The organism is Kitasatospora azatica KCTC 9699, from assembly GCF_000744785.1.
In the GTDB taxonomy this organism is placed as follows: Bacteria; Actinomycetota; Actinomycetes; order Streptomycetales; family Streptomycetaceae; genus Kitasatospora; species Kitasatospora azatica.
This window is the reverse complement of the sequence record NZ_JQMO01000003.1, coordinates 3,554,131-3,579,155: the sequence shown is the minus strand read 5'-3', so window position 1 is coordinate 3,579,155 and position 25,025 is coordinate 3,554,131. Positions and strand designations below refer to the sequence as shown.

Here is a 25,025-nt window from a genome sequence, read left to right as displayed (position 1 = left end):
CGGAAATAGCGTCGAGGCGGCCGCCCGGATCGGACGGCCGCCTCGACAGTGCCCCAGGTCAGCGGTGGCTGACCGTCACCTCGACCCGCTGGAACTCCTTGAGCTCGGAGTATCCGGTGGTGGCCATCGCCCGGCGCAGCGCGCCGAACAGGTTCATCGTGCCGTCGGGGGTGTGCGAGGGACCGGCCAGGATCTCGGCGGTGCTGCCGACGGTCCCGAGGTCGACCCGCTTGCCGCGCGGCAGCTCCTCGTGCACCGCCTCCATGCCCCAGTGGAAGCCCTTGCCGGGCGCGTCGGTGGCCCGGGCCAGCGCGGCACCGATCATCACCGCGTCCGCGCCGCAGGCCACCGCCTTGGCGATGTCGCCGCTGTAGCCGACCCCGCCGTCCGCGATCACGTGCACGTAGCGGCCGCCGGACTCGTCCATGTAGTCGCGGCGGGCGGCGGCCACGTCCGCGACGGCGGTGGCCATCGGGACCTGGATGCCCAGCACGTTGCGGGTGGTGTGGGCGGCGCCGCCGCCGAAGCCGACCAGCACGCCGGCCGCACCGGTGCGCATCAGGTGCAGCGCGGCGGTGTAGGTGGCGCAGCCGCCGACGATCACCGGGACGTCGAGCTCGTAGATGAACTGCTTCAGGTTGAGCGGCTCGGCGGCGCCGGAGACGTGCTCGGCGGAGACCGTGGTGCCGCGGATCACGAAGACGTCGACGCCGGCGTCCACGACCGCCTTGGAGAACTCGGCGGTGCGCTGCGGGGAGAGCGCGGCGGCGGTCACCACACCGGACTCGCGCACCTCCTTGATCCGCTGCTTGATCAGCTCGGCCTGGATCGGCGCGGCGTAGATCTCCTGCAGCCGGCGGGTGGCGGCAGCCTCGTCGCTGATCGCGGCGATCTCGTCGAGCAGCGGCTGCGGGTCCTCGTACCGGGTCCACAGGCCCTCGAGGTTGAGCACCCCGAGGCCGCCCAGCTTGCCGATCGCGATGGCCTGCGCGGGCGAGACCACGCTGTCCATCGGGGCCGCCAGGAACGGCAGCTCGAAGCGGTAGGCGTCGATCTGCCAGGCGATCGAGACCTCCTTCGGGTCCCGGGTACGGCGGCTGGGGACGACGGCGATGTCGTCGAAGGAGTACGCCCGGCGGCCGCGCTTGCCTCGCCCGATCTCGATCTCAGTCACTTCGAGCCTCTCTGCTTGCTGCTCAACTTCGCCCCCCAGTATCCCGGACGGACACGCGAAGGCCCGCCACCGGGTGGGTGGCGGGCCTTCGCGTCAGCTCAGCGGCTGGTGTAGTTCGGAGCCTCGACGGTCATCTGGATGTCGTGCGGGTGGCTCTCCTTGAGGCCCGCCGAGGTGATCCGGACGAACCGGCCCTTGCTCTCCATCTCCGCGACGGTGGCGGCGCCCACGTAGCCCATGGTCTGGCGGAGGCCGCCGACCAGCTGGTAGAGCACGGCGGAGAGCGGACCGCGGTACGGGACCTGGCCCTCGATGCCCTCGGCGATCAGCTTCTCGTCGGAGCTGACCTCGCCCTGGAAGTAGCGGTCCTTGGAGAAGGACTTCGCCTGGCCGCGCGACTGCATCGCGCCGAGCGAGCCCATGCCGCGGTAGGACTTGAACTGCTTGCCGTTGATGAAGAGCAGCTCGCCCGGCGACTCCTCGCAGCCGGCCAGCAGCGAGCCCAGCATCACCGTGTCGGCACCGGCGGCGAGCGCCTTGCCGATGTCGCCGGAGTACTGCAGCCCGCCGTCGCCGATCACCGGCACGCCGGCTGCCCGGCAGGCCAGCGCGGCCTCGTAGATCGCGGTGACCTGCGGGACGCCGATGCCGGCCACCACCCGGGTGGTGCAGATCGAGCCCGGGCCGACGCCGACCTTCACGCCGTCCACGCCCGCGTCGATCAGCGCCTGGGCGCCGTCCCGGGTCGCCACGTTGCCGCCGACCACGTCGACCGCGACGGCCGACTTGATCTTGGCGATCCAGTCCAGCGCGTTGTGGCTGTGGCCGTGCGAGGTGTCCACCACCAGGAAGTCGACGCCCGCCTCGACCAGGGCCTGGGCCCGGTCGAAGGCCTCGGCGCTGGCGCCCACGGCGGCGCCGACCAGCAGCCGGCCCTCGGCGTCCTTGGCGGCGTTCGGGTACTTCTCGGCCTTGACGAAGTCCTTGACCGTGATCAGGCCCTTGATCCGGCCCTCGTCGTCGACCAGCGGGAGCTTCTCGATCTTGTGCCGGCGCAGCAGCCCGATCGCGTCCTCACCGGAGATGCCGACCTTGCCGGTGATCAGCGGCATCGGGGTCATGATCTCGCGGACCTTGATGTCGCGGTTGGTCTCGAAGGCCATGTCGCGGTTGGTGACGATGCCGAGCAGCTTGCCGTCCGGGTCGGCGATCGGGACGCCGCTGATCCGGAACTTGGCGCAGAGCGCGTCGGCCTCGGCCAGCGTGGTCTCGGGGCCGACCGTGATCGGGTCGGTCACCATGCCGGACTCGGAGCGCTTCACCAGGTCGACCTGGTTGGCCTGGTCCTCGATCGACAGGTTGCGGTGCAGCACGCCCACGCCGCCCTGACGGGCCATCGCGATCGCCATCCGGGACTCGGTGACCTTGTCCATCGCGGCGGAGAGCAGCGGGATGTTCACCCGGACGTTGCGCGAGACCCGGGAGGAGGTGTCCACCTGGTTCGGCAGCACGTGGGATTCCCCCGGCAGCAGCAGAACGTCGTCGTACGTGAGTCCGAGCATCGCGAACTTCTCGGGTACGCCTGCGGCGTTAAGAGACATGGTGGGGGGCTACCTTCCCGTGGCCGGCCGTGTCGATCCATCGCGCCCACGTGAGGGTCGAGGGGCGCGCTCACCGGCAGCACAGGCCAGGTCTTTGGACGAACGTACGAGGTAACGCGGCTCGCCCCGGTACATCTTTGGCGACCTGTCCAGGCGCCGATACCCCATCGTACTGGCTTCGGGAGTTCCGACGTCGCGCCGCCTTGACAGGGTGAGCGACCCCACATAAGAGCCCCTGCGGGGCTCCCGCGCAGGGGCTAGGCGGACTCCTCCGCGAGCGCCCGCAGTCGGCTGAGCGCCCGGTGCTGGGCCACCCGGACGGCGCCCGGTGACATGCCGAGCATCTCGCCGGTCTCCTCGGCCGACAGACCGGCCGCGATCCGCAGCAGCACCAGCTCGCGCTGACGGGCCGGCAGGTTGGACAGCAGCTCGCGCATCCACGCGGCGTCGCTGCTCAGCAGCGCCCGCTCCTCCGGGCCGAGCGCTTCGTCCGGCACCTCGGGCAGGTCGTCCGGCGGGATCACGGTGGAGCCGGGGCCGCGCATCGCGGCCCGCTGCAGGTCGGCGATCTTGTGCGCGGCGATCGAGTAGACGAAGGCCTCGAACGGGCGCCCCTCGTCCCGGTAGCGGGGCAGCGCGCAGAGCACCGCGACGCAGACCTCCTGGGCCACGTCGTCCACATGGTGCCGGGCGCCGCCGGGCAGCCGGACCAGCCGGCCGCGGCAGTAGCGCAGCACCAGCGGATGGACGTAGGCCAACAGTGCGTCAGTGGCCGGGCCCTCGCCGCGAACCGCGCCGCTCACCAGCTCGGCGACCAGCGGGGAGGTACCACTCGCCGCCGCCCGGCGGCCGCGGCCCGTACTCGGGGCTCGCTCCTCGGACGGCGGGGGCTCACTAACGGGCGGTTGGCTCACGCCGCTGTCGCCGGCCTCGTCGTCACGCATCGGTCCATGGTGCCTGGTCGCGACAGGAAACGTCGCACCGCGTCCGGAGTTGTGCACCGGAACGTTATCCGTCGCCACCGACCCACCCCCGCTCCCGCTGCCGCCGCCATCGCGCTCCACCCCTCCATGGTGCAGCCTCCGGCACCGAAGGGCCTATGCCGCGCCCGAGACTGTTTGCCCGAAGCGGGGCCGGCGCGCCCCTTTCCCCGTCCGGCGGGGTCGGGGGCGCGGGCCGAGCACTCAGCGGGCCGAGCACTCAGCGGACCAGGCCCCAGCGGAAGCCGAGGGCCACCGCGTGGGCCCGGTCGGAGGCGCCGAGCTTCTTGAACAACCGGCGCGCGTGGGTCTTCACGGTGTCCTCGGAGAGGAAGAGCTCGCGGCCGATCTCCGCATTGCTCCGACCGTGGCTCATCCCCTCCAGCACCTGGATCTCACGGGCCGTCAGGGTCGGCGCGGCGCCCATGTCCGGACTGCGCAGCCGGCGCGGCGCCAGTCGCCAGGTCGGGTCGGCCAGCGCCTGGGTCACGGTGGCCCGCAGTTCGGCCCGCGAGGCGTCCTTGTGCAGGTAGCCGCGGGCGCCGGCGGCCACCGCGAGGGCGACACCGTCGAGGTCCTCGGCGACGGTGAGCATGATGATCCGGGCGCCCGGATCGGCGGACAGCAGCCGCCGAACCGTCTCGACGCCGCCGAGCCCGGGCATCCGGACATCCATCAGGACGAGGTCGGAGCGGTCGGCCACCCAGCGGCGGAGGACCTCCTCACCGTTCGTCGCCGTGGTCACCCGGTCGACGCCCGGCACGGTCGCCACGGCACGGCGCAGCGCCTCCCGGGCAAGCGGTGAATCGTCGCAAACGAGAACGGAAGTCATGACCGTCCTCCGCAGCTGATCCGCGTCACGTTGAGCCTCCTGGCTGGTACGAACTCTCTCCGCACTTCCAACGACCGTCACTCGAATGAGTTACGGCCTTCAGGGCCATCTCCACCACTGTACGTGGCCGACCCATTACAGATCAGCCGCATCGCGGGGCGAACACCGCTCTTTTGTGCTCAACCCGCGCGATGGGCGCACCGCACGCGCGCCGGAGTACGGCCGGGGCGCCGGTGCGCCGTGGTCGGACGACACACCGGGCCACCCGATTGCCACGGTCCGGCTGGCTTCCTTCTTGCCCACTTCGTCCGTTTTTATAGCTTTTGTACGATCATTGACTGTTGTGTGAGTCTGTGGGTGACTTGTCCCGTAGGTCGCCGTAAGTCATATTTCCAGGTGTCCTTCCCGGCGCCTCGAAGCCTCGCCGTACGGACCTCATCGAAGGGAATGAGCCATGGCCGATTTCTCCCGACTCCCCGGTCCCAACGCGGATCTGTGGGACTGGCAGCTCTCCGCCGCCTGCCGCGGCGTGGACAGTTCGCTCTTCTTCCATCCCGAGGGCGAACGCGGCGCCGCACGCAGCTCCCGCGAGCAGAGCGCCAAGGAGGTCTGCATGCGATGCCCGGTACGGACCGAGTGCGCGGCCCACGCGCTGGCGGTCCGCGAGCCGTACGGCGTCTGGGGCGGCCTCACCGAGGACGAACGCGAGGAACTGCAGGGGCGCGCCCGCAACCGGCTGGTCGAAGTGCCACTGACCGTGCGTCAGTAGCGCTGAAACGTTCCTGCACCCCCGCCCGGCCCACGGTCGGCGGGGTGTCAGCGGCCGGCCGCCGCCTCGGCGAGCCGGTCCAGCATCAGCGCGACGGCCGGCACCTCGGCCAGGTCCGGCAGGGTGAGCGCGACCACCTCGCGCCGCGCCGGGCCGCCGTTGCCGGCGTGCACCGGGACGGCCGCCACCGCGTCGCGGCGCACCGCGCCCAGCGCCAGGCCCGGCAGCACCGCCACCCCGAGCCCGGCCGCCACCAGGCCGACCACCGCCGGGTAGTCGTCGGTGGCGAAGTCGATCCGCGGCTCGAAGCCGGCGCCCGCGCACAGCTCCACCAGGTGCCCGCGGCACTGCGGGCAGCCCGCGATCCACTGCTCCCCGGCCAGCTCGGCGAGCGCCACCGGGTGCTGCTCGTCCCGGTCGGCCAACGGGTGCCCGGGCGGCAACAGGCCGACCAACGGGTCGTCAAGGAGCGGACGCACCACCAGATCGGACCAGTCGGCGGCGGCCGCCGCCTCGGCCGCGGCGAGCACCGCCCGGGCCCGGTCGGCCCGTGAGGAACCGTGGGCGGGGGCCGGTGCGGCATTGCCGTCCGGGTAGCGGAAGGCCAGCGCGATCTCGCACTCGCCGCCGCGCAGCATCGCCAGCGACTCCGGCGGCTCAGCCTCCACCAGCGACACGCGGACCCCCGGATGGGCGCCCCGCAGCCGGGCGACGGCGGGCGGCACAAGAGTGGAACTCGCGGTCGGGAACGAGACCAGCCGGACCCGTCCGGCCCGCAGGCCGGCGATCGCGGCCACCTCCTGCTCGGCGGCGCTCAGTCCCGCGAGGATGCCCGAGGCGTGCTTGAGCAGCACCTCGCCGGCCTCGCTCAGCTGCATGTCACGCCCCGAACGGACCACCAGCGGCAGCTCGATCGCCTTTTCCAGCGCCTTCATCTGCTGGCTGACCGCCGGTTGGGTGCATCCGAGCTCCCGGGCCGCCGCGGAGTACGACCCCGTGCGCGCGACGGCGCGCAGAACCCTCAGATGCCGTGCCTCGATCATGCGCCCAGGGTAGACCGACGGCCCGGCGCCCCCGCCTGAGCGGGGACACCGGGCCGTCGGGACTGCCGGCTACCGACGGTCGTAGCGCCTACGACCGTCGGGGGGCGTCAGTGCGAGTGGCCGTGGCCGCCGTGGGAGTGGCCGGCGTCCGACTCCTCCTCCTTCTTCTCCACCACGAGGGTCTCGGTGGTGAGCAGCAGGGAGGCGATCGAGGCCGCGTTCTCCAGCGCGGAGCGGGTGACCTTGACCGGGTCGATGACGCCGGCCTTCAGCAGGTCGCCGTACTCGCCGGTGGCCGCGTTGAAGCCGTGGCCGGCCTCCAGCTCGGCGACCTTGTGGGTGATCACGTAGCCCTCGAGGCCGGCGTTCTGGGCGATCCAGCGCAGCGGCTCGGCGAGCGCCTTGCGGACGACCGCGACACCGGTCGCCTCGTCGCCCGACAGGCCCAGGCCGCCGTCCAGCACCTTCTGCGCGTGCACCAGGGAGGCGCCGCCGCCGGCGACGATGCCCTCCTCGACGGCCGCGCGGGTCGCCGAGATGGCGTCCTCCAGACGGTGCTTGCGCTCCTTGAGCTCCACCTCGGTGGCGGCGCCGACCTTGATCACGCAGACCCCGCCGGCCAGCTTGGCCAGGCGCTCCTGCAGCTTCTCGCGGTCCCAGTCCGAGTCGGTGTTGGCGATCTCGGCCTTGATCTGGGCGACGCGACCCGCGACGGCCTCGGCCTCGCCGGCGCCGTCGACGACCGTGGTGTCGTCCTTGGTGATGGTGATGCGGCGGGCGCTGCCCAGCACGTCCAGGCCGGCCTGGTCGAGCTTGAGGCCGACCTCCTCGGAGATGACGGTGGCACCGGTCAGGGTGGCCAAGTCGCCGAGGATCGCCTTGCGGCGGTCACCGAAGCCGGGGGCCTTGACGGCCACCGCGTTGAAGGTGCCGCGGATCTTGTTCACCACGAGGGTGGAGAGCGCCTCGCCGTCCACGTCCTCGGCGATGATCAGCAGCGGCTTGGAGGCGCCGGCCTGCAGGATCTTCTCCAGCAGCGGGAGCAGCTCCTGGATCGAGGAGATCTTGCCCTGGTTGATCAGGATGTACGGGTCCTCCAGGACCGCCTCCTGGCGCTCCTGGTCGGTGACGAAGTACGGCGACAGGTAGCCCTTGTCGAACTGCATGCCCTCGGTGAAGTCCAGCTCCACGCCGAAGGTGTTGGACTCCTCGACGGTGATCACACCGTCCTTGCCGACCTTGTCGATCGCCTCGGCGATCAGCTCGCCGACCTGCGGGTCCTGCGCGGAGAGGGAGGCGACGGCGGCGACGTCGTCCTTGCCCTCGATCTCGCGGGCCACGGCCAGCAGGTGCTCGGTGACGGCGGCGACGGCCTTGTCGATGCCCTTCTTCAGGGCGGCCGGGGCGGCGCCGGCGGCGACGTTGCGCAGACCCTCGTTGACCAGGGCCTGGGCCAGCACGGTGGCGGTGGTGGTGCCGTCACCCGCGACGTCGTTGGTCTTGGTGGCCACCTCCTTGACCAGCTGGGCGCCGAGGTTCTCGTACGGGTCGTCCAGCTCGACCTCGCGGGCGATGGTGACACCGTCGTTGGTGATGGTCGGGGCGCCGAACTTCTTGTCGATGACGACGTTGCGGCCCTTGGGACCAATGGTCACCTTGACGGTGTCGGCCAGCTTGTTGACACCGCGCTCCAGCGAGCGGCGGGCGTCCTCGTCGAACTGCAGGATCTTCGCCATGATTCCGTTTCCTTGGGATATCGGTATTGCGTGAGCCAACAACCGCGCCCCGGGCCCCTGTCACTGCTGACACGGATCCGGGGCGGGCAGGGTTGGCGGACCGTCAGTCCGCCGAGACGCTTACTTCTCGATGATGGCGAGAACGTCGCGCGCCGAGAGGACCAGGTACTCCTCGCCCTGGTACTTGACCTCGGTGCCGCCGTACTTGGAGTACAGGACGATGTCGCCGACGGCGACGTCGAGCGGCAGGCGCTGGCCATCCTCGAAGCGGCCCGGGCCGACGGCCAGGACGACGCCCTCCTGGGGCTTCTCCTTGGCGGTGTCCGGGATAACCAGGCCGGAGGCCGTGGTGGTCTCGGCGTCGAGCGGCTGGACCACGATGCGGTCCTCAAGCGGCTTGATGGCAACCTTGCTGCTGGTGGTCACGTCCGAGCTCCCCTTCGGAGATTACGGGGTTGTCTAACAGGTAGGTGGGCGACGTGACTGGCCTGCCGTCGCGGGGGTCAGACCGGTTCCGTCGCGTTAGCACTCCCCCAGGGGTGAGTGCCAGGAACGACCATAGGCCGCGGTTAGCACTCAGTCAACCAGAGTGCCAACGGCGCGCCCGTCCACTTCGCGATCCGGGGCAGGCCGGGGACCGGGACAATGATCGGGTGGAGACCGAGACCTTTCAGGAACTGCTGACCGAGGAGGGCCAGGCGCTGCTGGCCGAGCTGCGCGGGTTCGCGCCCGGGGACGAGCTGGCGGTGGCGACCAGGCTGCGGCGGGAGCACCCGGCGGAACTGGTCTCGGCGGCGATCGGACAGGAGCGGCTGCGGCAGCGGGCCCAGGCCAAGTTCGGCGCGGACGCGCAGTCCATGTACTTCACGCCCAACGGGGTCGAGCAGTCCACCCGGCGCAGCGTGGCCGAGTGGCGGGCCCGGCGGTTCGCTCAGCTTGGTGTGGGCCGGCTGGCCGACCTGTGCGGCGGGATCGGCGGTGACGCGATCGCGCTGGCCCGAGCCGGGATCTCGGTGCTCGCCGTCGACCGGGACCCGCTGACCTGCGCGGTGGCCCGGGCCAACGCCGCCGCGCTGGGTCTGGCCGAGCTGATCGAGGTGCGCTGCGCGGACGTGACGCAGACCGAGGTCGACGGCTTCGACGCGGTATTCACCGACCCCGCGCGCCGCACCGACCGGGGCCGGGTGTTCGACCCCGCCGCGTACTCGCCGCCGCTCTCCTGGGCGATCGAGGCCGGCCGCAGTCGCCCGTTCGGCGCACTCAAGGTGGCTCCCGGCATCCCGCACGAGGCGGTCCCGGCGGACGCCGAGGCGGAGTGGGTCTGCGACCACGGCGAGGTGAAGGAGGCGGTGCTCTGGTTCGGCACCCGCGCACCCGCCGAGCAACCGCACCGCGCCACCCTGCTCCCCGGCGGGCACACCCTCACCGGCGGCCGGCTGCCCGACCCGCCGGCCGGCCCGGTCCGGCGCTACCTCTACGAGCCGGACGGCGCGGTGATCCGCGCCCACCTGGTGGCCGAGGTCGCCGAGCAGGTCGGTGGCACCCTGATCGACCCGAAGATCGCCTACCTGACCTCGGACCGGCTGGTGTCCACTCCGTTCGCGCACGCCTACGAGATCGACGAGGTACTGCCGTACAACGTCAAGAAGCTCAAGGCACTGGTGCGGGAACGCGGCGCCGGCACCGTGGTGATCAAGAAGCGCGGCATGGCCATCACCCCCGAGGAGCTGCGCCGACTGCTGAAGCCGTCCGGGCCGAACACCGTGACGGTGATCCTCAGCCGGACCGACAACGGACCGCTGATGATGTTGGGTCAGCCGATCACCGATTAGCCCTCGGAGCGTCAACTTCGTGTACTAGCCTGCCCAGGCACCGCGCCGAGCGGTGGTACCCATGGGGAGGGAACAGACAGATGAAGTCTCTTGCGAAGGCGGTCCGGTGGACCACCGCGGCGGTCACCGCCGGCGCCCTGCTGGGCCTGGCGAGCGGGGTCGCCGAGGCCGCCGCGGCTCCGGTGTCCGGCACTGAGGCCACCGTCGCGGTGGGCTGGAAGTGGGCCGCGCCGGTGGTCAGCCCGGACGGCACCAAGTCCTATGTCGCGGTGAGCGACACGGACGGCCAGACCCGGCTGAAGGTGGTCGACACCCGGAGCGGCACGGTCACCGCGAAGATCGCCCTGGGCAGCACCCAGTGGACGCCCTACCTGGCGATCAGCCCGGACGGCACCCGGGTGTACGTGCTGAACGGCCTCACGCTCAGCGTGGTCGACACCGTCGGCCGGACCGTGCTCGCCACGGTCGCGCTGCCGGACCAGTCGCGTCCCACCGGCTGGACCCCGGGACTGACCGCGGGACTTGCGATCAGCCCGGACGGGTCCACCGTCTACGTCGCCCAGAACGGCCCGCAGACCTACCGCCAGTCCGGGCAGGGCCGGGTGCTGGAGTTCGCCACCGGGCAGCGGGCGTTCACCACCGAGGTGCCGGTGGCCGCCGGCGAACTCGGCGCGCTGGTGGTCCGCCCCGGTGGCCGCGACGTCTACGTGGGCACCGTCGCCGGTGTGGTGCACCTGAACACCGCGAGCGCCGTACCGACCGTGGTCGGCACCGTCCCGGGCACCGCCACCGGCTACGACTACTACCTGGCGCTCACCCCGGACGGCACCCGGCTGTACGCCGTGAACGGCACCGGCACGGGCGCGGCGGCCCGGATCGACACCGCCACCGACACCGTCACCGCGAGCCTCACCCTGGCGCCCAGCGGCTCCGACCTGCGCTACCCGCAGGTGAGCCCGGACGGCAGCCGGCTGTACCTGGTCAAGGAGGACCTCACCAACGGACCGTCGGTGCTCTCCTTCAACGCCGCCACCGGCGCGGCCGTCCCGGCCGAGACGGTCGACTGGCTGGACGAGGACGACCTGAGCGGTCTGGCCGTCGGCCCCGACGGCCACACGCTCTACGTGACCGGGACCATCGGCAACGCCGCCGACCTGCAGATCGTCAGCGTCTGACGTTCCGCCGTCCGACGTTCCGTCACCGCATCCAGGCCGCCGGTGGTCAGCCGGCAGCCTGGATGTAGTCGTCCAGCCGGGCCACCGCGTAGCCCTGCTCCTGGATCCGGCTGAGCAGCTCGCCGAACATCTCGGTCATGGTCTCGCCCTTGAGCTCACTCGGACCGCGGAAGTGGGCCAGGATGATGTCGCCGGGCTGCAGCGTCTTGGCGCCCTGGTACTGCATGTCGTGGATCTGCATGCTCTCCTTCCACAGCACGATCGCGCGCGGACCGCACTGCTGCACCGCGTTGTTGAGCGACGGGGTGTGCGCGCCGTCGCCGAACGGCGGCCGGAAGAGGTACGGGGCGGTGCCGTACTGCTGGGTGAGCGCCGCCTGGTCGTCGCAGACCTCGCTCTTCTGCTTGTCCGGCGTCAGCTTGCTCATCACCGGGTGGGTCACGGTGTGGTTCTGGATCGAGTTGCCCAGCGCCTGCAGCGGCTTGAAGTAGCCGTAGTCGTTCTTGACGATGTCCTTGGTCAGGAACATCGTGATCGGGACCTTGAGGTCGGTCAGCATCTGGACGAACTTGGGGTCCTTCTCGGCACCGTCGTCGATGGTGACGAAGACGACCTTGTCGGCGGTCTGGATGTGGTCGATCACCGGGACGGTACCGGTCTTGGTGAGCTTGACCGGCTTGTCGGCCGGGGCCGCCGGGGCCGGCGGCAGCGCCTTGAGGTTCCACTTGGCCCAGGCCGCCGCCGAGGCCTGGCCGGCGGCCGCGGGCGCGGAGGCCGACGGAGCAGACGAGGCGTCCGCTGACGGGGCGTCGGCCCCGGCTGCCGTCGGCGCGCTGCTCTGCGGGGGTGCACCGGGGGAACTGGCGGCCCCGCTGCTGGAGCAGCCGCTGACCGCCGCGAGCAGCGCGAAGGCGCCCGCCGAGCAGGCGAGGGCCCGGCTCCTGGTGTTCGTCTTCACGCCGCCGTGCTCCCCAGTGTCGATCAGCTCTCGGACCCTGCTGAGACTACATACTCGCTGCGGAAGGCCCAGCGGTGCACCGGGCGCGCCAGCAGGGCGGCCGGCGGCTCGGGCGGCGCGGCCGGGGTGGTCCCGTCCGGCCACCAGCTGATCAGCAGCACCCGCTCACCGGGCGCGCTGAACAGCTCGAGCCGTTCGGCGCCGTCGAGCGCCGGGAGGGCGTGCTCACGGGCCCAGTCGAGCAGTTCGGCACCCCGGCCGTCGGCGGCCTTCGCCTCCCACATCTGAGCCTGCGTCATCCGGGCCTGCGTCATCCGGGCCTGCGTCGTGCGGGCCTGTGTCGTGCGGGCCTGGGTCACGCCTGCCCGTCCAGCGCCCGGTAGGCCTCGCCGTGCACGTCGTTGTGCGGCACGGAGACCTCGGTGACCGGCAGCGAGGAGTCGGCCGAGAGGTCGAGGGCCGAGGGCGCCCGGTCGCGCCAGACCATCTCCGCGCCGAGCGCCGCCACCATCGCGCCGTTGTCCGTGCACAGGCCCGGGCGCGGCACCCGCAGCCGGATACCGGCCCGCTCGCAGCGCTGCTCGGCCATCGCGCGCAGCCGGGAGTTGGCCGCCACCCCGCCGCCGATCATCAGGTGGTCGACGTCGTTGTCCTTGCAGGCCTTGATCGCCTTGCGGGTCAGCACATCGGTGACCGCCTCCTGAAAGGAGGCCGCGACGTCCGCCACCGGCACGTCCTCGCCGGCCCGCCGCTTGGCCTCCACCCAGCGGGCCACCGCGGTCTTCAGGCCGGAGAAGGAGAAGTCGTACTCGGGGTCCTTGGGGCCGCTCAGGCCGCGCGGGAAGTGGATCGCCTTGCGGTCACCCGTACGGGCCATCCGGTCCACCACCGGGCCACCCGGGAAACCGAGGCCGAGCACCCGGGCCACCTTGTCGAAGGCCTCGCCGGCCGCGTCGTCGATGGTGGCGCCGAGCGGGCGGACGTCGGTGGTGATGTCGGCGGTGAGCAGCAGCGAGGAGTGGCCGCCGGAGACCAGCAGGGCCATCGTGGGCTCGGGCAGCCGCCCGTGCTCCAGCTGGTCCACGCAGATGTGCGAGGCGAGGTGGTTGACCCCGTACAGCGGCTTGTCCAGCGCCCAGGCGTAGGCCTTGGCCGCGCTCACCCCGACCAGCAGCGCGCCGGCCAGGCCGGGGCCGGCGGTGACCGCGATGCCGTCCAGGTCGCTCGCCTTGATCCCGGCGGTGTCCAGCGCGCGCTGGACGGTCGGGACCATCGCCTCCAGGTGGGCCCGGCTGGCGATCTCGGGGACCACTCCGCCGAACCGGGCGTGGTCGTTGACGCTGGAGGCCACCGCGTCGGCGAGCAACGTGGTGCCGCGCACGATGCCGACGCCGGTCTCGTCGCAGGAGGTCTCGATGCCCAGGACGAGCGGTTCGTCAGCCATGGTCTTCCTCGGTGTCATTGCTTCAGGTGGTCTTCGTCGGGTGGTCGAGGCGCATCACCAGCGCGTCGACGTTGGCCGGCTGGTAGTAGCCGCGCCGGATGCCGACCGGGGCGAAGCCGAACCGCTCGTAGAGCCGCTGGGCGCGGATGTTGTCGATCCGCACCTCCAGCAGCAGCTCCTCGCAGCCGCGCCGGACGGACTCCGTCACCAGGTCGGTGAGCAGCAGCGCGCCGAGCCCCTGGCCCTGGTGGCCCTCGTCGACGGCGATGGTCTGCACGTCGCTCTCCTGGCCGACGGCCATCAGTCCGGCGTAGCCGACGATCGAGCCGTCCTCGGCGGTGGCCACGGTGTAGTGGCGGGTGCCGTCGGGGTGCGCCTCGGCCAGCTCCGACCAGTACATGCCCCGGGACCAGGCGTCCTCGGGGAAGAGCTTCAGCTCCAGCTCCATCACCGGTTCGATGTCCCACCAGCGCATCGGGCGCAGCACCGTGCGGCTCACGGCAGTGCTGGTCACGCGGGCAGCACCGCCTTGTAGCCAGCCGGCACCTGGGCGTCCGGTCGGCGCAGGTAGAGCGGGGCGTTCGGCAACAGCTCGCGGCCGGCGGCCAGCTCGGTCACCGCGAAGTCGGCCAGCGCGCCCGCCGACAGGTGCTCGGGCCCGTGCGCGCCGGGGAAGGCCTCGGGGTAGAGCAGCGCGCCGGCGCCGACCGAGACCGGACGGACCGTCAGCTCACCGGGCCGGTCCACGGACGGGCCGGCGGTTCGACGGCCTTCGGCGTCGTAGTCGGCCCAGTAGACCTCCTTGCGGCGCGCGTCGGTGGCCGCCGTGAACGGGCCGGTCAGCCCCTCGGCCCGGGCCTGGTGGGCGATCGCGTCCAGCGTGCAGACGCCGTGCACCGGCAGGCCGAGCGCGTGGCCGAGCGCGGCGGCGGTGACCAGGCCGACCCGCAGCCCGGTGTACGGGCCCGGGCCGACGCCCACCGCGAGCGCCGTCAGCTCCCGCTTGTCGACTCCCGCCTCGGCCAGCACCCGGCCGATCGCGGGCAGCAGCAGTTCGCCGTGGCGCCGGGCATCGACCTGGTAGGTCTGGGCCAGGACGGCCGACCCGTCATGGACGGCGGCGGTGACGGCAGGGGTAGCGGTGTCGAACGCGAGCAGCAGCACGGGTCCAGGTTAGAGGGTCTTCGGGGTCGACCATTTGTCCCCTTACGGAACACAGGTTCGCGACGTCCCGAAGCCCGCTTCGGAACCTGGCACGATGGGGCCGACAACCCCTACCGAGGACGGAGCGCGCGGTGGCGAAGATGGGTCCTGGAGTCACGGTCGCCGGACTGACCCTGGGCGCGCTCGCGGTGGTCGCCCTGCTCGCCGTCCAGGCCGAGGGCAGCGCCTCCACCGCCGCGGCCGCGCAACCCGCGCCGACCGCCAGTGCGAGCGCCTCGCCCTCGCCGTCCCCCAGCGCCGCCGTGCCCTCGCTCGCCCCGCTGCCCGCGACGGCCGCCACCGGGACCACCCGCCGGGTGGTCTACTCGATCGGCGCCAAGCAGGTCTGGCTGGTCGACCCGAAGAAGAACCCAGAGGTCGAGGCGGCCTTCACGGTGGAACCCGGCTCGGTCAACCCGGCGCCGGGCAGCTACACCGTCTACAACCGGACGGCGAACTCCAACGGCTCGGACGGGCGACCGGTCGAGCACGTGGTCCTGTTCAGCCAGCAGACCGGCACCGTCTTCGGCTTCAGCGCGGCGGTGGACGGCGCGACGCCGGCGGCCGCCCCGAAGCCCAGGACGGGCGGCATCCGCTCCACCCGGCAGGACGCTCAGACGCTCTGGGACTTCGCCGCGAAGGGCACCCGGGTGCTGGTGGTGGCCTGATCGGCGTGGCGCTCCTCGCGCTTCGGCCGTTCTTCGCGCTTCGGTGGAGTGCAGAGTGCCGCTGCGGCGGCGGTCGAGGCCAGCAGCCGGCTCATCGGCACCTGCTCGGCAGGGCCCTGGATGACGGGGGTGCTTTTCGTCATGGCGACTCCCTAGTTAGGCATACCTAACTGCAGGCTCCATCCCATCACGTCGGCCGCCGCACCCGCAACACGTTGCCGACACCGCGTCGGGAAACGTCGGGCGCGGTCAGCCCTCCAGGACCGCCAGGTCCGCGCCGTCCCAGCGCGGGCCCAGACCGGTCACGGTGACCCGCCGCGGATCCGCGTCCGCGTCCTCCTGGTCCGGATCCTCCTCGGCCGCGCCACCGAGCGCCCGCTCGATCCGCACCTCCAGGCGGTTCTCCGACAACCCCTCGACCTTGCCCTCGCCCCACTCGACCACCACCACCGACTCCGGCAGCGAGACGTCCAGGTCGAGGTCCTCCATCTCGTCCAACCCGCCGCCGAGCCGGTAGGCGTCCACATGCACCAGCGCCGGGCCGCCGACCAGCGACGGGTGCACCCGGGCGATCACGAAGGTCGGCGAGGTCACCGCCCCCCGCACCCCGAGCCCCGCGCCCAGCCCCCGGGTCAGCGTGGTCTTCCCGGCCCCCAGCTCCCCCGAGAGCAGCACGAGGTCCCCGGCCCGCAGCAGCGCGGCCAGCCGCCGCCCGAGCCCGGACATCAGCTCCGGCGAGCCGACGGTGAGTGTGGTGTGCGTGCCCATGGGCTCCCCTGCGTCTGTCGGTCGGTCTGGGTCAACGGTGCCATACCGCGCACACCCGGCGAGAGCCAGTGGTTTCGTCCCTGCACGACCGATAGTGCACGTTCTGTCCACCCCGGACCGGGAAACCCCGTTGCGGAGCGGGGACGGGCGCCCGCTAGGGTCCGTGAGGATCTTGCGAATTATCAGCTGACAACCCTTCAGAGGACCCAGATGAAGATGCGCCTGGCCGCAGCCACCACCGTGCTCGGCAGCGCCGTCCTGCTCACCGCCGTCGCCGGCTCGACCGCCTTCGCCGCCACGGCGACCCCGGTCCCCTCGCCGACCGGCACCGCCGTGAACTCCCCGATGCCCTCGCCGACCCCCGGCGGGTCGTTCTCCCCGGTGCCGTCCCCCACCGGTGGCGGCGTCACCTTCACCTCCCCGGCGGCCTCGCCGACCGGTGGATCGTTCTCCCCGGTGCCGTCCCCGACCGGCGGCTCCTCCTCGCCCGTGCCGTCCCCGGGCGCCTCGAAGAGCTCCACCCCGACCGGCAACCCGACCGCGGCCCCGATCCCGGACGCGCCCAAGGAGCAGTGGCCGCAGCCGACCCTCTCGGTCGAGCCGAGCGACCTGCCCGGCGGCGCGCACACCATCGCGGGCGGTCCGCTCGTGCCGGGCGGCAAGCCCGTCGAGTTCACCGTCACGGTCACCAACCCGGGCCCGCAGAGCGCGCTGGTCCAGCCGCAGCTCGTCATAGGCCAGCTGGGCGGCGCGCTGCCGGCGGCCATGCAGAAGCTGGAGATCCAGGACGAGAACGGGAACTGGCAGACCGACGCGGTCATCGCCGGCTCGCCGGGCGACAACGGCTACTACGACGTGATCCCCGCCAAGTACGAGCACCTGCTCTTCCTGGAGGCCGGGCAGTCGGTGCAGCTGCCGGTGCGCCTGTCGGCCACCGCGGCCGCCCCGAAGAGCGGCTGGTTCGCGGTCACCGTGTTCTCGCACGGGGTGCTGCTGAACGCCGACAACAACCCGACCGGCCGGACCTACGGCGTCAACTTCGGCTTCCTCGAGCTGGCATCGACCACCGCCACCGCCGCGCCGACCGGGGCCAGCAACGTGCCCTCGCCGGCGCCGACCGCCGTGCCCGCCGCGGTGACCAACCCGCAGCCCGCCCAGGTGGCCACGGTCAACGCGCCCAGCACCACGACGCTGGCCGCGGCCAAGGCCGCCACCAACGCGGCCCACGCCGGCAAGTCCGCCCGGCCCGCTCTCGCCTCCACCGGTGGCGGCAGCGACAGCCTGCCGATCGCGCTGACCGGCGCCGCTGTGCTCACCGTCGGCACCGCCACCCTGCTGGTGCTCCGCCGCCGTAAGGGCGACCACGCCTGATCCGGTGTCACGCCCCGGGGACCGGGTTCTCCCCGGGGCGTTCGCGTTCCGCGAGGTCGCGGACCGGGTCCGGGAGGGGGAGGCCGGTGCGGGCGAGCAGCGCGGCGAGCCGGTGGTTGACCTCGTCGGGGCGTTCCAGCATCAACAGGTGGCCGGTGGCGGGGAGCAGCGCGAGTTCGGCGTGGGGCAGGGCGCGGGCGATCGCCTCGCTGTGGGCGGCGGGGGTGAGCAGGTCCTCGGTGCCGGCCAGCACCAGGACCGGCAGGTCGGTCAGGGCGGCCAGCGCGGCGGTCTTCTCGTGCGCGCTGAAGACGGGGTAGAACTCGGCGACCACGTCTATCGGGGTGGCGTCGAGCAGCTGCTCCGCGAACCGGGCGACCGCCGGGTCGACGTCCCGGCCGCCGTTGCCGAAGGAGAACCTGCGGTAGAAGACGGCGCTGACGTCGGTGCCGATCCGCCGGGTGGCCTCCACCAGGCCGACCTGGCTGCCCAGCAGTTTGAGCACGCCGGGCCCGACCCGGCGCCAGAGCTTCATGCCGACCGGCGGCAGGCCGAGGTTGATCGAATCCCAGTCGCCCGCCGTGGTGCCGAGCAGCGCGACCCCGACCACGCGCTCGCGGAACAGCTCGGGGTGCTGTTCGGCCAGCGCCATCACGGTCATGCCGCCCATCGAGTGCCCGACCAGCACGATCGGTCCGGTGGGCACCACCTCGTCCAGCACGGCCTTGAGGTCGCCGCCCAGTTCGTCGATGCTGGCGGGCTTGCCGGCCAGGTAGGAGCGGGAGCGCTCGGAGCGGCCGTGGCTGCGCTGGTCCCAGAAGACCAGCCGCAGTCCGCCGCGCAGTGCGGCGCGCTGGAAGTGGAAGCTGTCCTGGTTGAGGCAGTAGCCGTGGCAGAAGACCACGGTCAGCGGCGGCTGCTCGGCGGGCACGGGGGTGAAGGCGAGCGGCTCGCGGGCGCTGCGCCCGGCCAGCAGCGGCGGCACCGCGCTGCGGTCCACCGGGCCCGGGCCGCCCGGGCGGCGGGTGAACCAGCCGTGCCGCGGGCCTTCGGCCGCGGCCGGGGTGCCGGGCAGCGGACCGTCCACCTCGACGTACAGCGCGGTCCCGTCCTGGGCCGGCACCGTGCGCGGGCGTCCGCGCAGGGAACCGAACGGGGCGGCGGCGTCCAGTTCCTCGCGGGCCCGGCGGCGGGCCCGGCCCAGGGTGAGGCGCTCGATCGCCACTCCGGCGGCGGCCCCGGCGGCGACCACGCCGACCGACAGGCCGATCAGTGAGGCCCGACGGGCTCCGCCGCCCACGCCCTCGGTCACCTGTGGCTCCCGCCCACGTAGCGGCGCGGGACCCGGCCGCCGATCCGGGTGACGATCTCGTACGAGATGGTGCCGCAGGCCCGGCCCCAGTCCTCGGCGGTCGGCTCGCCGCGCTCGCCGCTGCCGAAGAGCAGCACCTCCTCGCCGACCGGTGGCGTGTCGCCGCCCAGGTCCACCACGAACTGGTCCATCGCGACCCGGCCGGCGACGGTGCGCCACTTGCCGGCGATCTGCACCGGGCCGGTGCCGCTGGCGTGTCGCGGGATGCCGTCGGCGTACCCGACCGGGACCAGGCCGAGGGTGGTCTCGCCGGGGGTGACGTAGTGGTGGCCGTAGCTGACGCCGTGTCCGCCGGGGACGTGCTTGACCATGGCGAGGCGGGCACTGAGCGACATCACCGGGCGCAGTCCGAAGTCGGCGGGCGCGCCGACCTCGGGCACCGGCGACAGCCCGTACATCGCCAGCCCGGTGCGGACCAGGTCGTAGTGGGCCTGCGGGAGCAGCAGGGTGGCCGGCGAGTTGGCCAGGTGCCGCACCTCGGGGCGCACCCCGGCCCGCTCGGCGTAGGCCAGGGCGGTGGCGAAGGCGTCCTGCTGGGCCTGGATCGACGGGTGGCCGGGTTCGTCGGCGGCGGCGAAGTGCGACCAGAGGCCGACCACGGTGAGCTGCCCGGCGGCCTGGGCGCGCAGCGCGGCGTCCACCAGGTCGGGCCAGTCGCGCGGCTGGCAGCCGTTGCGGCCCAGGCCGGTGTCGGCCTTGAGGTGCACCCGGGCCGGGATGCCGGTGGCGCGGACGGCGGCGAGCAGCTCGTCCAGCGCCCACTGGCCGCTGATCGAGATGTCGACGGCGGCCCGCAGCGCCTGGGCCCAGGGGCCGCCCGGGGTCCACAGCCAGCACAGGATCCGGGCCTGCTCGGGCGCGATCCCGGCGGCCCGCAGCGCGAGCGCCTCCTCGGGGGTGGCGGTGCCGAGCCAGCCCACGCCGGCGGCCAGTGCCTCCAGGGCGCAGGGCAGCGCGCCGTGCCCGTAGGCGTCGGCCTTCACCACGGCCATCAGGGCGGCGCCCGGCGCGCGCTCGCGCAGCGACGCGAGGTTGGCGCGGAGCGCGGCCAGGTCGATGGTCGCCTCGGCGCGGAGTCCCTCGGCGAGCATGGCGGTCCCGGTCGTCTTCGCAGTTGTCATCACGCTCAGTCTCCCAGACCGGCCCCGCCGCGCTCGTCACCCCCCGCTGCCCCGGCGATCTCCCGCCAGGCCAGGGGCAGCGCGGCGGCCACCTGACTCGCGGTGATCGGCGCCCCGGCGGCGGCCAGGCGGCCCGCCAGTCCGTGCAGGTACGCGCCGGCCGAGGCGGCGTCGAAGACGGGCAGGCCGGCCGCCAGCAGCGCTCCGGTGAGCCCTGCGAGCACGTCGCCGCTGCCCGCCGTGGCCAGCCAGGAGGTGCCGGTGGGGTTCACCCGGGCGGCGCCGTCCGGGCGGGCGACCACCGTGCTGGAACCCTTCAGCAGCACCACCGCGCCGTACCGGCGGGCCAGCTCGCGGGCGTACCGCAGCCGGGCGGCCGCCACCTGGTCGGCGGTCACCTCGCCGCCGAGCAGCCGGGCCGCCTCGCCGGTGTGCGGGGTGAGCAGGGTGGGCGCGGTGCGTCCGGCCAGTTGGGCCGGCCCGCGCCGGGCCAGTTCGGTCAACGCGTCCGCGTCGACCAGCACCGGCTGCTCGCTCGCCAGTGCGTCGGAGAGCGCCTCGGGTGTGTCGTCGCCGCTGCCGGGCCCGACCACCCAGGCCTGCACCCGCCCCGGGGTGAGCAGCACCTCGGGGTGGCGGCGCACCACCTCCTCGGCGGGCCGTCCCTGGTAGCGCACCGCGCCCGCGCCGCCGTGCAGCGCGCCCGCCACCGCGAGCAGCGCGGCGCCCGGGTACCGCTCGGAGCCGGCCAGCAGCCCGAGCACACCGCGCCGGTACTTGTCGCTCTCCGCGCCCGGGCGCGGCAGCAGGGCCCTGAGGTCGGCGTGCTGCAGCGCCTCGACCGGCGCCGCCGGCGGCCGCAGGCCGATCGGCACCAGCTGGACCGCCCCCGCGTATCCGGCGCCCGGGTCGATCAGCAGCCCGGGCTTGTACGTGCCGAAGGTCACCGTGACATCCGCGCGCAGCGCGGCCCCGGCCACCTCGCCGGTGTCCGCGTCCACCCCGCTGGGCAGGTCCACCGCGACCAGCAGGCCGGTGCGTTCGGCCCGGGCGTACGGCTCGGCGGCGGGCCGCAGTCCGCCCTGGCCGCCGATGCCGACGATCCCGTCCAGGATCAGGTCCGCGCGCCGGAAGTCGGCCAGTCCGACGTTCTGATCCGTGGTCACCTGACTGCCCATCGCCCGCAGGGCCGCCAGCGCGGCGGGGTGCGCCCGGTCGGGCGTCAGCAGGACCGCCGTCACGGCGGCGCCCCGGCGGGCCAGCGCGGCGCCGGTGAAGAGCGCGTCGCCGCCGTTGTCGCCGCTGCCGGCCAGCACCAGCACCCGGCTGCCGTAGACCCGGCCGCGACGGCCGCTCAGCAGTCGGGCGCAGGTGGCGGCGAGGCCGGCCACCGCACGGTCCATCAGGGGCTGTCCGGCCAGCTCGGCTTCGGCGGCGCGGACCTGTTCCACGGTGTGGGCATAGCGCATGCCTTGACGCTACCCGGGTGCGGGCACCACGCAGCCGAGGAAAGGCCAAAAGCCCTCCCGGAGCGGGCACCACACAGCGGAAGAAGAACCCAAAAGCCCCCCAGGGGCGGGCACCGCGCAGCGGCGGAAGGGGGCCAGGTGCGGTCAGCCCTCCGCGATGACCACCGCGGAGGCCACGCCCGCGTCGTGACTGAGCGACAGGTGCCAGCTGCGCACACCCAGTTCCGCCGCCCGGGCCGCCACCGTGCCGCGTACGTGCAAGGTCGGCCGGCCCGACGGCTCGCTGCGGACCTCCGCGTCGTGCCACTCCAGCCCGATCGGCGCGCCCAGGGCCTTGGCCAGCGCCTCCTTGGCGGCGAACCGGGCCGCCAGGGACGCGGCCGAGCGCTGCTGCCCCGAGGGCAGCAGCAGCTCGGCCGGGGTGAAGAGCCGCTCCAGCATCGCCGGTGTCCGCTCCACCGAGGCGGCGAAGCGGTCGATGGCGGCGACGTCGATGCCCACTCCAATGATCACCCGGTCACCGTACCCGCCCCCGTATCCGTCCCGTCCCTACTCCACCGTCACGGACTTCGCCAGGTTGCGCGGCTGGTCCACCTCGTGTCCCTTGGCGGTGGCCAGCTCGCAGGCGAAGACCTGCAGCGGCACCGTGGAGACCAGCGGCTGCAGCAGCGTCGGCGTGACCGGGATCCGGATCAGGTGGTCGGCGTACGGCACCACCGCCTCGTCCCCCTCCTCGGCGATCACGATGGTGCGCGCACCGCGCGCCCGGATCTCCTGGATGTTGGAGACGATCTTGTCGTGCAGGATCGACCGCCCGCGCGGCGACGGGACGACCACCACCACCGGCAGCCCCTCTTCGATCAGCGCGATCGGACCGTGCTTCAGCTCGCCCGCCGCGAAGCCCTCGGCGTGCATGTACGCCAGCTCCTTGAGCTTGAGCGCACCCTCCAGCGCCACCGGGAACCCGACGTGCCGGCCGAGGAAGAGCACCGAGCGGGCGTCCGCCAGCGACCGGGCCAGCTCGCGCACCGGCTCCATGGTCCGCAGCACCTGCTCGACCTGCTTCGGCGCGTCGGAGAGCTCCTTGATCACGGCCCAGATCTCGTCGCCCCACTTGGTGCCGCGCACCTGGCCGAGGTAGAGCGCGACCAGGTAGCAGGCGACCAGCTGGGTGAGGAAGGCCTTGGTGGAGGCCACCGCCACCTCGGGACCGGCGTGGGTGTAGAGCACCGCGTCCGACTCGCGCGGGATGGTGGAGCCGTTGGTGTTGCAGATCGCCAGCACCTTGGCCCCCTGCTCGCGGGCGTGCCGCAGCGCCATCAGGGTGTCCATGGTCTCGCCGGACTGCGAGATCGCGATCACCAGCGTGCGGTCGTCCAGGATCGGGTCCCGGTAGCGGAACTCCGAGGCGACCTCGACCTCGCACGGGATCCGGGTCCAGTGCTCGATCGCGTACTTGGCGATCATCCCGGCGTGGAAGGCGGTGCCGCAGGCGACGATGACCACCTTGTCGACCTCGCGCAGCACCGAGTCGGGGATCCGCACCTCGTCCAGGGTGAGCCGCCCGTCGGTGCCGATCCGGCCGAGCAGGGTGTCGGCGACCGCCTTCGGCTGCTCGGCGATCTCCTTGAGCATGAAGTAGTCGTAGCCGCCCTTCTCGGCGGCCGAGGCGTCCCAGTCCACGTGGTACTCGCGGACCTCGGCGGTGGCGCCGTGGAAGTCCGTCACGGTGACCGCGTCGGCCCGCAGTTCGACCACCTGGTCCTGGCCCAGCTCGATCGCCTCACGGGTGTGCGCGATGAAGGCGGCCACGTCCGAGGCGAGGAAGTTCTCGCCCTCGCCGCGCCCGACCACCAGCGGCGAGTTGCGCCGCGCGCCGACCACCACGCCGGGCGCGTCGGCGTGCACCGCGACCAGGGTGAAGGCGCCGTCCAACTGCCGGCAGACGGTGCGCATGGCCTCGGCCAGGTCGCCCGCGAAGGCCTCGGCGAGCAGGTGCGCGACCACCTCGGTGTCGGTCTCCGAGCGCAGCGTGTGGCCGCGGTCGGCCAGCTCGGCGCGGAGCTGGGCGAAGTTCTCGATGATGCCGTTGTGGACCACCGCGACCTTGCGGTGGTCGTCCAGATGGGGGTGGGCGTTGGCGTCGGTCGGTCCGCCGTGGGTGGCCCAACGGGTGTGACCGATGCCGGTGGTGCCGCCGGGAAGAGGGGTCTCGGCGAGCGACTTCTCCAGGTTCACGAGCTTTCCGGCCCGCTTGTCGGTGGCGAGGCCCCACTGCCCTGAGGGGTCCGCCGACTGAATGGCCACGCCTGCCGAGTCGTACCCTCGGTACTCAAGGCGCTGAAGGCCCGCGATGACTACGTCAAGTGCGCTCTGAGAGCCCACATATCCAACAATTCCGCACATATGTGTGAGCATAAGGGCTGGTGGCTCTCACGCAGCTTGCGTGCGGGACAACAACGGGTGACCGACGCCACAGGGCCCGGGCGGCCCGGGACGGCTCACAATGGACGACGTGCTGACCGAACTCTGTACCCAGGGCGCCCCCTCAACGCCCAGCCCGTCGCCGTCCCCGTACGTCGACCTCAGCCGGGCCGAGTGGAGCGCCCTGCGCGAGCGGACCCCGCTGCCGCTGAGCGCCGAGGAAGTCGAGCGGCTGCGCGGTCTGGGCACGGCGCTCGACCTGGACGAGGTGCGCGACGTCTACCTGCCCCTGTCCCGGCTGCTGAACCTCTACATCCACGCCACCCACGAGCTGCGCGGCGCGGTCGGCACCTTCCTGGACACCCCCGACACCGAGCGCACCCGCACCCCGTTCATCATCGGGGTGGCCGGCTCGGTGGCGGTCGGCAAGTCCACCACCGCCCGCCTGCTGCAGGCGCTGCTGGCCCGCTGGCCGGAGCACCCGCGGGTCGAACTGGTCACCACCGACGGCTTCCTGCTGCCCAACGCCGAGCTGCGCCGACGCGGTCTGATGGCCCGTAAGGGCTTCCCCGAGTCCTACGACCGGCGCGCCCTGATGCGCTTCGTGGCTGACGTGAAGGCCGGCAAGCAGCAGGTCAGCGCCCCGGTCTACTCGCACCTGGTGTACGACATCGTGCCGGACCAGCGGCTGACCGTGGAGCGCCCCGACATCCTGATCGTCGAGGGCCTGAACGTGCTGCAGCCGGCCCTGCCCGGCACCGACGGCCGCACCCGGCTCGCGGTGGCCGACTACTTCGACTTCTCGATCTACGTCGACGCGCGCACCGACGACATCGAGAACTGGTACCTGTCCCGCTTCAAGAAGCTGCGGGACACCGCCTTCCTGGACCCCAGCTCCTACTTCCGCCGGTTCACCGAGGTGCCGGAGGAGGAGGCGATGGAGTACGGCCGCCAGGTCTGGCGCACCATCAACAAGCCCAACCTGCTGGAGAACGTGCTGCCGACCCGCGGCCGGGCCACCCTGATCCTGCAGAAGGGCGCCGACCACAAGGTCCGTCGCGCCCTTCTTCGCAAGCTGTAACGGG

The 25,025-nt window shown here is 72.8% G+C and carries 25 protein-coding genes; 6 read left to right on the top strand and 19 right to left on the bottom strand.

From position 1 onward, the window contains the following. Window positions 1-58: 58 nt before the first annotated feature. The 4 genes from BR98_RS26605 to BR98_RS26590 all read right to left on the bottom strand — a co-directional run bounded on the left by BR98_RS26605 (window position 59) and on the right by BR98_RS26590 (window position 4,587). Entirely contained in the window at window positions 59-1,174 is a 1,116-nt protein-coding gene (locus BR98_RS26605; RefSeq protein WP_035848252.1) for a GuaB3 family IMP dehydrogenase-related protein, read from the bottom strand. A 98-nt stretch (window positions 1,175-1,272) separates the two neighbouring features. Beyond that, window positions 1,273-2,775, bottom strand: a complete 1,503-nt coding sequence (gene guaB, locus BR98_RS26600) for an IMP dehydrogenase (RefSeq protein ID WP_035848251.1) — start codon at window positions 2,773-2,775, stop codon at window positions 1,273-1,275. A gap of 257 nt (window positions 2,776-3,032) precedes the next feature. Further along, on the bottom strand, window positions 3,033-3,719 hold the full coding sequence (gene shbA / locus BR98_RS26595) for an RNA polymerase sigma factor ShbA (protein WP_083977001.1): 687 nt from the start codon (window positions 3,717-3,719) through the stop codon (window positions 3,033-3,035). A gap of 256 nt (window positions 3,720-3,975) precedes the next feature. Then, window positions 3,976-4,587 (bottom strand): response regulator transcription factor, encoded by a 612-nt coding sequence (locus BR98_RS26590; protein ID WP_014136228.1) that lies wholly within the window; start codon window positions 4,585-4,587, stop codon window positions 3,976-3,978. A gap of 454 nt (window positions 4,588-5,041) precedes the next feature. Here BR98_RS26590 and BR98_RS26585 point away from each other — a divergent pair, with 454 nt between their 5' ends. Beyond that, window positions 5,042-5,356 (top strand): WhiB family transcriptional regulator, encoded by a 315-nt coding sequence (locus BR98_RS26585; RefSeq protein ID WP_035848248.1) that lies wholly within the window; start codon window positions 5,042-5,044, stop codon window positions 5,354-5,356. 47 nt (window positions 5,357-5,403) lie between these two features. On the opposite strand, the gene BR98_RS26580 is transcribed toward BR98_RS26585, so the two are convergent. The 3 genes from BR98_RS26580 to groES form a co-directional block, all read right to left on the bottom strand. Beyond that, entirely contained in the window at window positions 5,404-6,399 is a 996-nt protein-coding gene (locus BR98_RS26580) for a LysR family transcriptional regulator (RefSeq protein ID WP_035848246.1), read from the bottom strand. Window positions 6,400-6,506: 107 nt separating this feature from the next. Beyond that, window positions 6,507-8,135 carry a chaperonin GroEL gene (gene groL, locus BR98_RS26575; RefSeq protein ID WP_035848244.1) on the bottom strand — a complete coding sequence of 543 codons (1,629 nt, stop codon included), beginning with the start codon at window positions 8,133-8,135 and terminating at the stop codon, window positions 6,507-6,509. A 120-nt stretch (window positions 8,136-8,255) separates the two neighbouring features. Then, window positions 8,256-8,561, bottom strand: a complete 306-nt coding sequence (groES, locus tag BR98_RS26570; RefSeq protein ID WP_014136232.1) for a co-chaperone GroES — start codon at window positions 8,559-8,561, stop codon at window positions 8,256-8,258. Window positions 8,562-8,788: 227 nt separating this feature from the next. On the opposite strand from groES, the gene BR98_RS26565 reads away from it, so the two are divergent. Further along, window positions 8,789-9,967 (top strand): class I SAM-dependent methyltransferase, encoded by a 1,179-nt coding sequence (locus BR98_RS26565; RefSeq protein ID WP_035848243.1) that lies wholly within the window; start codon window positions 8,789-8,791, stop codon window positions 9,965-9,967. 80 nt (window positions 9,968-10,047) lie between these two features. Then, window positions 10,048-11,142, top strand: coding sequence for a YncE family protein (locus BR98_RS26560; RefSeq protein ID WP_035848241.1), 1,095 nt, complete (start codon window positions 10,048-10,050; stop codon window positions 11,140-11,142). A 46-nt stretch (window positions 11,143-11,188) separates the two neighbouring features. On the opposite strand, the gene BR98_RS26555 is transcribed toward BR98_RS26560, so the two are convergent. Genes BR98_RS26555 through tsaB form a run of 5 tightly spaced genes read right to left on the bottom strand, consistent with a single transcriptional unit; the run spans window position 11,189 to window position 14,708 of the window. After that, complete coding sequence (locus BR98_RS26555) at window positions 11,189-12,100, bottom strand: polysaccharide deacetylase family protein (RefSeq protein WP_035848239.1); 912 nt, start codon at window positions 12,098-12,100, stop codon at window positions 11,189-11,191. Window positions 12,101-12,123: 23 nt separating this feature from the next. Then, the gene (locus tag BR98_RS26550) at window positions 12,124-12,399 is read right to left on the bottom strand and encodes a hypothetical protein (protein WP_035853981.1); all 276 of its coding nucleotides are present in this window, start codon (window positions 12,397-12,399) and stop codon (window positions 12,124-12,126) included. A gap of 56 nt (window positions 12,400-12,455) precedes the next feature. Continuing rightward, window positions 12,456-13,544 (bottom strand): tRNA (adenosine(37)-N6)-threonylcarbamoyltransferase complex transferase subunit TsaD, encoded by a 1,089-nt coding sequence (gene tsaD / locus BR98_RS26545; RefSeq protein ID WP_035848237.1) that lies wholly within the window; start codon window positions 13,542-13,544, stop codon window positions 12,456-12,458. A 22-nt stretch (window positions 13,545-13,566) separates the two neighbouring features. Then, window positions 13,567-14,058 carry a ribosomal protein S18-alanine N-acetyltransferase gene (gene rimI / locus BR98_RS26540; protein WP_035848235.1) on the bottom strand — a complete coding sequence of 164 codons (492 nt, stop codon included), beginning with the start codon at window positions 14,056-14,058 and terminating at the stop codon, window positions 13,567-13,569. Next, window positions 14,055-14,708 (bottom strand): tRNA (adenosine(37)-N6)-threonylcarbamoyltransferase complex dimerization subunit type 1 TsaB, encoded by a 654-nt coding sequence (gene tsaB, locus BR98_RS26535; protein ID WP_035848232.1) that lies wholly within the window; start codon window positions 14,706-14,708, stop codon window positions 14,055-14,057. The genes rimI and tsaB overlap by 4 nt, the downstream gene beginning before the upstream one ends. A 140-nt stretch (window positions 14,709-14,848) precedes the next feature. Here tsaB and BR98_RS26530 point away from each other — a divergent pair, with 140 nt between their 5' ends. Then, window positions 14,849-15,415 (top strand): hypothetical protein, encoded by a 567-nt coding sequence (locus tag BR98_RS26530; RefSeq protein WP_035853979.1) that lies wholly within the window; start codon window positions 14,849-14,851, stop codon window positions 15,413-15,415. On the opposite strand, the gene BR98_RS26525 is transcribed toward BR98_RS26530, so the two are convergent. After that, window positions 15,361-15,558: a hypothetical protein gene (locus BR98_RS26525; protein ID WP_035848230.1), complete on the bottom strand. Its 198-nt coding sequence runs from the start codon at window positions 15,556-15,558 to the stop codon at window positions 15,361-15,363. The genes BR98_RS26530 and BR98_RS26525 overlap by 55 nt on opposite strands. 106 nt (window positions 15,559-15,664) lie before the next feature. After that, window positions 15,665-16,183 carry a tRNA (adenosine(37)-N6)-threonylcarbamoyltransferase complex ATPase subunit type 1 TsaE gene (gene tsaE, locus BR98_RS26520; RefSeq protein WP_035848227.1) on the bottom strand — a complete coding sequence of 173 codons (519 nt, stop codon included), beginning with the start codon at window positions 16,181-16,183 and terminating at the stop codon, window positions 15,665-15,667. A gap of 210 nt (window positions 16,184-16,393) precedes the next feature. Here tsaE and BR98_RS26515 point away from each other — a divergent pair, with 210 nt between their 5' ends. Next, window positions 16,394-17,554 carry a hypothetical protein gene (locus BR98_RS26515; RefSeq protein WP_035848224.1) on the top strand — a complete coding sequence of 387 codons (1,161 nt, stop codon included), beginning with the start codon at window positions 16,394-16,396 and terminating at the stop codon, window positions 17,552-17,554. 7 nt (window positions 17,555-17,561) lie between these two features. Here BR98_RS26515 and BR98_RS26510 read toward each other — a convergent pair whose 3' ends face one another. From BR98_RS26510 to glmS, 5 genes are all read right to left on the bottom strand, one after another. After that, entirely contained in the window at window positions 17,562-18,866 is a 1,305-nt protein-coding gene (locus BR98_RS26510) for an alpha/beta fold hydrolase (RefSeq protein ID WP_035848221.1), read from the bottom strand. After that, window positions 18,863-20,047 carry an alanine racemase gene (gene alr, locus BR98_RS26505; protein WP_198042285.1) on the bottom strand — a complete coding sequence of 395 codons (1,185 nt, stop codon included), beginning with the start codon at window positions 20,045-20,047 and terminating at the stop codon, window positions 18,863-18,865. Before alr ends, BR98_RS26510 begins: the two co-directional genes overlap by 4 nt. A gap of 5 nt (window positions 20,048-20,052) precedes the next feature. Next, window positions 20,053-21,516, bottom strand: coding sequence for an NAD(P)H-hydrate dehydratase (locus tag BR98_RS26500; RefSeq protein ID WP_035848218.1), 1,464 nt, complete (start codon window positions 21,514-21,516; stop codon window positions 20,053-20,055). Window positions 21,517-21,660: 144 nt separating this feature from the next. Next, window positions 21,661-22,029 carry a holo-ACP synthase gene (locus tag BR98_RS26495; protein WP_035848215.1) on the bottom strand — a complete coding sequence of 123 codons (369 nt, stop codon included), beginning with the start codon at window positions 22,027-22,029 and terminating at the stop codon, window positions 21,661-21,663. A 36-nt stretch (window positions 22,030-22,065) separates the two neighbouring features. Further along, window positions 22,066-23,922 (bottom strand): glutamine--fructose-6-phosphate transaminase (isomerizing), encoded by a 1,857-nt coding sequence (gene glmS, locus BR98_RS26490; protein WP_083976999.1) that lies wholly within the window; start codon window positions 23,920-23,922, stop codon window positions 22,066-22,068. A gap of 100 nt (window positions 23,923-24,022) precedes the next feature. On the opposite strand from glmS, the gene coaA reads away from it, so the two are divergent. Next, window positions 24,023-25,021, top strand: a complete 999-nt coding sequence (gene coaA / locus BR98_RS26485; RefSeq protein WP_035848211.1) for a type I pantothenate kinase — start codon at window positions 24,023-24,025, stop codon at window positions 25,019-25,021. Window positions 25,022-25,025 lie beyond the last annotated feature (4 nt).